This window comes from Brucella sp. 22210 (genome assembly GCF_052045675.1).
Classification (GTDB): domain Bacteria; phylum Pseudomonadota; class Alphaproteobacteria; order Rhizobiales; family Rhizobiaceae; genus Brucella.
This window is the reverse complement of the sequence record NZ_JBQEPD010000090.1, coordinates 1-4,430: the sequence shown is the minus strand read 5'-3', so window position 1 is coordinate 4,430 and position 4,430 is coordinate 1. Positions and strand designations below refer to the sequence as shown.

Genomic DNA, 4,430 nt, shown 5'->3' with positions numbered 1-4,430 from the left:
ACCCGTTCGACCAGAGACGTTACATTGGCCTTGCCGAACTTCTTGCGAAACTGGATCAAATCACATTCCCAATGCCCAAACTGTTTGCGTTTGGCCACTACGTCTGGACGGTGCAGGATGCTCAGTTCCGGCGAAAAACGGCGTCCATGACGTCGTCTTGCATGTCGTGGCTGTCGTTTGGTACGGCGCTCGGGCAGATGCTTCCAAAGCCCATCTTTCCGACCCTCGGCAGAATAGACAAACTGATAGATCGTTTCATGGCTGACAGAAATGGGGTGACGTTCCAACCGCATTCTGCCGGCAATCTGTTGTGGTGACCACCCATGGCTTATGCGGTCGAAAACCGATTGACGCGAATGAGCAAAACGAATGAGCTTGCGTTGCCGCGATCGCCGCTCACGCGCTTTCTGATCCGCAACCGTGCAGTAATAACCGGTCAGATCCTTGATCTCATCATCGTTAAACTGATTGCGCTTGAGCTCACGGAAAATGGTTGAACGGTGACGGTCAAGTTTCTCGGCGATAGTTTCGACAGAAATATTTGCCATACGCCAGCGCGCGATCTTGCGCCGCTCATCCAAGTCAATATGCGAGTAGCTGCGTTGCATGACGGGTTCCTTGCTTGGGATAACTCATTGTTATCGTTCGCAAGTCGCACTTCAAGCTAGAACCCACCCAGCGGCCGCCACAAATGATGCGCGACGAATTTCAGGAGCAGGGCTTCTGGCGCCGGAAAGGGGAGGAGGCTACCGGTTGCGGCCATCGACCAGGCTTCGAGATGGGCCAGATCCGAGGTCAGCGCGCGCAGCGTGTTTTCGCCCATGCCTTCATTGACCAGATGGCGGAGCGTCTCGACATCCTCATCCGTCAATATCCCGGCCAGCATATCGCGCCGGTTCATCGGCAAGACGGCGGCAATTGTATCGAGTGTTTCGGCCCGCGATATTACACCTGATTGATCGCTCTCAGTGATCATGGGCGAGTGGGCCCAGAACAATGGCCTTTTCCGCACTGGCGGCGGCGGCCAGTTTGCGATCCAGCGTAGCCAGCGGCAGGACTTCGGTCAGGGCTAGCGCCAGATAAGCAGCATCGTAAGCACTGAGCTGATGGCGTCGGGCGACCCGAACGACTTCTGAATCCTCACTGCGCGATACGAGGCGCAGCGGCAAGGCGCGAAACCGTGTCAGGGCTGTGTAGATCATGTCCTCGCCAATCCGCCCGCGTTTTTCGGCGCTCAGCAGAATGCTGCGGATTTCATGCTGCAACAATTCCGGCGCAACGGCGTCTTCATCGGCCAGCTGGTTCATCATTTCGGTGGCGAATGGATGATCTTCATCTGGCAGCAGCCAGGCACCGGCAACAGAGGCGTCGACAATAAATGCCATATCAACGGCGCCCTTCGTCAATCCACGAGCGGATTTCATCCTGGGTGACCGGTTGCGCCTGGGTCCGGAAAGCCCGCACAGCTTCAATCGCGGCCAGGCGCTGACGCCGTTCATCAAGCGCAACGAGGCGCGCAATGGGTGTGTTGCCACGCGAAATGATCACCTCTTCGCCCGCTTCAACCCGCGCCAGCAAGTCTGAAAGATGCGTTTTGGCTTCAGCGACTTTTACGGTTACAGTCATGGCCAGATTCTCCGGCTGTTAATCAGGTGGCAGTGGCAGCATTTATCGGTTTTTAAGGGCTATTGTAGCGCTTTTCTGCAGGTTGGTCAATGCATTGGTCATATAACATGCGATAACCATAAAGAATGCTCGCGATCTCAATCACAATCGGCGATGGTATGCCTATTCTGCTGGGAAAAGCCGTCAATTTGTTCTGACGAATAGTCAAGAATGTCTACGACGATCTTTCCCGTCTAGGCGTAAGTCGTCTCATTCGGCTGGCTTGGATTGAGGAGCATTATTTTGCGAGCAGTGTCCGGTTCTGCTCGCTGGAGGTAGATATGTGGCGGTAGGACTATAATTTTCGGCAGTTAAATTGTTAGCATTTAATCCTGGGCTCAGCCGTTGCATTTGTTCTGGTTTGTTGCAAAACAAACGTCAACCAGGCGATGGAGAAGAAATGTAATGGCCAACATCCCTTTAACGCGCAGCCAGTTTCTCCTTCCTTTTGTCGGCATTCTCAATGAAATGGGCGCGCCCACGGAATTACTCTTGGAGAAAGTGCGACTTCCACCCTCTTTTGAGGCAAAGGGCGACCTTTATATTCCAGTATTACCAGCAATCCAGTTTGTTCAAGCTGCCCAGAATTCTCAGGGGATTGCAGATTTTGGGTTTCTGGCCAGCCAGCGTCTACATTTTTCTCATCTTAGAGAGAAAACCAGAGCATTGATCGCTCACTCTCCGACACTGCTTGTTGCGTTGCGACACGCCTGCAACGAGGCTTCGAGAGAAGATACTATTCTGAACATGTGGATCGAACACGACAACGATCACGTACGGGTTTGCAGCAAGCTCGCAATAAAAAAACAGCTTCAGCATCTTGAGCATGCGCAATGGCTTCAGAACGTTTTTTCGATTTACATTGTTCGGCAATTCACGGGTCCCAACTGGACACCGCCGATAATTGCGTTTGAAGCACACTATAGGCCGAATGAAGCCACGCGTTCACGATGGCCAAATGTGCGCTTTCTGTCTGGACAGCATGCGGCTTGGATTGGAGTACCAATCTCTGACCTTAGTCTCTCAAACCAATCAGCTGATCCATATTTCTCGCCGAATAATCATGATGATGGTCCATCCGGCTTTGACATAGTAGAAATACTGAAGCTGATGTTGCCGTCCTATTTAGACGGGGGCGTTCCGACGCTTGCTGAGGTAGCGGAGATGGCAGGCGTCAGTACGCGAACGTTTCAACGTAAACTAGCGAATGTCGATTTTGCATATTCCGATATACTGGACTGCGTGAGATTTGAGAGATCGAGCACATTGTTGCGGGATACCGATTCAAAGATTATCGATATCGCGTTTGCGTCTGGCTATTCTGATCCCGCACATTTCACTCGAGCGTTTCGCCGGATTGCCGGTGTCACGCCGCGGCAATTTCGCGAACAATCGCAGCTTCGATAAGAAGCTTCGTTCCCAATATCATTGTCGTTTTAAATATTGCATTCCGCCGGGGGAGCCGCCGCTCGGCTGAGGTTGGCACAAAATGGCAAGACGGATGATCCGCCCATGCTAAAAGTGAGCCTTGCCGCATCTTGTTGGAGGGACGTGGCTGTTAGCCCTAATTAATGAAGAGGTACAGCATGCTCCGTAAGATGGGGGTCTGTCTCACAATTGCTTCGGTTGCCTGGACCGGTGCGGCCATTGCCGAGACATCAGGTAGAAAAATACCAGTTACCGTCGACAGTTTTGCGCGCGCTGAGACCGACCGTTACCTCGCAGCCAATGCAAAGGACATAGGCAGACTGGGCCAATTCAAGCATTCGCGTGAGCCCGTGACGATCGATAACCAGACCGTCATTCGTATGAACCGTGATACCCTTTATTCATTCGCTGTGTTTGACCTTGCTGCAGGGCCGGTAACGATTTCCCTGCCTGATACAGGTAGGCGCTATATGTCGATGATGGTTGTTGATCAGGATCATTATCTGCCAATTGTCGCCTATGGCACGAAGCCCGTTACACTGAATGAGAAATCTGTTGGCACACGCTATGCCTTTGTCGCGGTGCGTACGTTAGTTGATCCTAATGATCCAAAGGATCTCGAAGAAGTTCACATGCTTCAAGATGCTATCAAGGTCATCCAGAAGGAGGCGGGGAGTCTCGATCTTCCGAACTGGGATGAAGAGAGTCTTACGGACATTCGTAGTGCATTGCTCGCGCTAACAAAGTATCAGACGTCGTATAACGGTTCATTTGGAGCCCGCGGCCAAGTCGATCCGATCCGGCATTTAATTGGTACAGCCTCTGGATGGGGGGGCATCCCGGAAAAGGATGCGATGTATCCAAGTGGAGTGCACCCCGTTTCGCCGGACACGTCGGCTAGGTTGATTTAGCCCTGATGAACTGCCGAGGGGAAGCCATCTTGAGCGCGGAATGGGGATGAATTTCATTATAGTCTTCAATCCATCCATCGATGAGACGGAGCGCCGTTTCGGCGTCCGGTAGTGCCGAGATACGGATGTAATCCCGCTTCAGGGTTTTAACGAATGCCTCGGACATTCCGTTCGACTGCGGGCTGGCCACGGGCGTGAAGCAGGGCGTCAGATTGAGTGCTTGAGCAAACAGCCTCGTGTCCCGCGCGGTATAAGCCGAGCCATTGTCAGAGAGATGCTCGATAGCATGCGGGGCTCGTGTTGCATGGAAGCGTTTCTCGACCGCCTCCAACATCATGTCACGCACGTCTGAGCCGGAAATGCCTGCATTGGCAACCGCCGTCCAGGCGATGATTTCGCGGTCGAATGCGTCGATGACGAAGGCGA

At 52.9% G+C, this 4,430-nt stretch carries 6 protein-coding genes and 1 pseudogene; 2 read left to right on the top strand and 5 right to left on the bottom strand.

All coding sequences use genetic code 11. The features are described 5' to 3' along the window. From ACTJKP_RS26340 to ACTJKP_RS26325, 4 genes and pseudogenes are all read right to left on the bottom strand, one after another. Positions 1-608, bottom strand: a 608-nt coding sequence (locus ACTJKP_RS26340) for an IS30 family transposase (RefSeq protein WP_440632763.1), incomplete at its 3' end; no start/stop codon positions are given. A gap of 71 nt (positions 609-679) precedes the next feature. Continuing rightward, a pseudogene (locus tag ACTJKP_RS26335) lies at positions 680-976 on the bottom strand (integrase); the annotation flags it as partial. After that, positions 966-1,385 carry a type II toxin-antitoxin system VapC family toxin gene (locus ACTJKP_RS26330; protein ID WP_440632762.1) on the bottom strand — a complete coding sequence of 140 codons (420 nt, stop codon included), beginning with the start codon at positions 1,383-1,385 and terminating at the stop codon, positions 966-968. The gene ACTJKP_RS26330 and the pseudogene ACTJKP_RS26335, both read right to left, overlap by 11 nt. 1 nt (position 1,386) lies before the next feature. Next, positions 1,387-1,626, bottom strand: coding sequence for a type II toxin-antitoxin system Phd/YefM family antitoxin (locus ACTJKP_RS26325; protein ID WP_440632761.1), 240 nt, complete (start codon positions 1,624-1,626; stop codon positions 1,387-1,389). A 444-nt stretch (positions 1,627-2,070) separates the two neighbouring features. On the opposite strand from ACTJKP_RS26325, the gene ACTJKP_RS26320 reads away from it, so the two are divergent. Then, positions 2,071-3,072 (top strand): helix-turn-helix transcriptional regulator, encoded by a 1,002-nt coding sequence (locus ACTJKP_RS26320; protein WP_440632760.1) that lies wholly within the window; start codon positions 2,071-2,073, stop codon positions 3,070-3,072. 179 nt (positions 3,073-3,251) lie between these two features. Next, complete coding sequence (locus ACTJKP_RS26315) at positions 3,252-4,004, top strand: DUF1254 domain-containing protein (RefSeq protein ID WP_440632759.1); 753 nt, start codon at positions 3,252-3,254, stop codon at positions 4,002-4,004. Here the strand turns inward: ACTJKP_RS26315 and ACTJKP_RS26310 are convergent. Continuing rightward, positions 3,991-4,430 (bottom strand): integrase core domain-containing protein (locus ACTJKP_RS26310; RefSeq protein WP_440631580.1); only part of this gene is annotated, 440 nt, incomplete at its 5' end. The two genes, ACTJKP_RS26315 and ACTJKP_RS26310, sit on opposite strands and share 14 nt — an antisense overlap.

What these genes read in the sequence shown, in the direction of transcription:
- ACTJKP_RS26330 (WP_440632762.1), bottom strand. Translation starts at nt 1,385, where the DNA reads ATGGCATTTATTGTCGACGCCTCTGTTGCCGGTGCCTGGCTGCTGCCA.
- ACTJKP_RS26325 (WP_440632761.1), bottom strand. Translation starts at nt 1,626, where the DNA reads ATGACTGTAACCGTAAAAGTCGCTGAAGCCAAAACGCATCTTTCAGAC.
- ACTJKP_RS26320 (WP_440632760.1), top strand. Translation starts at nt 2,071, where the DNA reads ATGGCCAACATCCCTTTAACGCGCAGCCAGTTTCTCCTTCCTTTTGTC.
- ACTJKP_RS26315 (WP_440632759.1), top strand. Translation starts at nt 3,252, where the DNA reads ATGCTCCGTAAGATGGGGGTCTGTCTCACAATTGCTTCGGTTGCCTGG.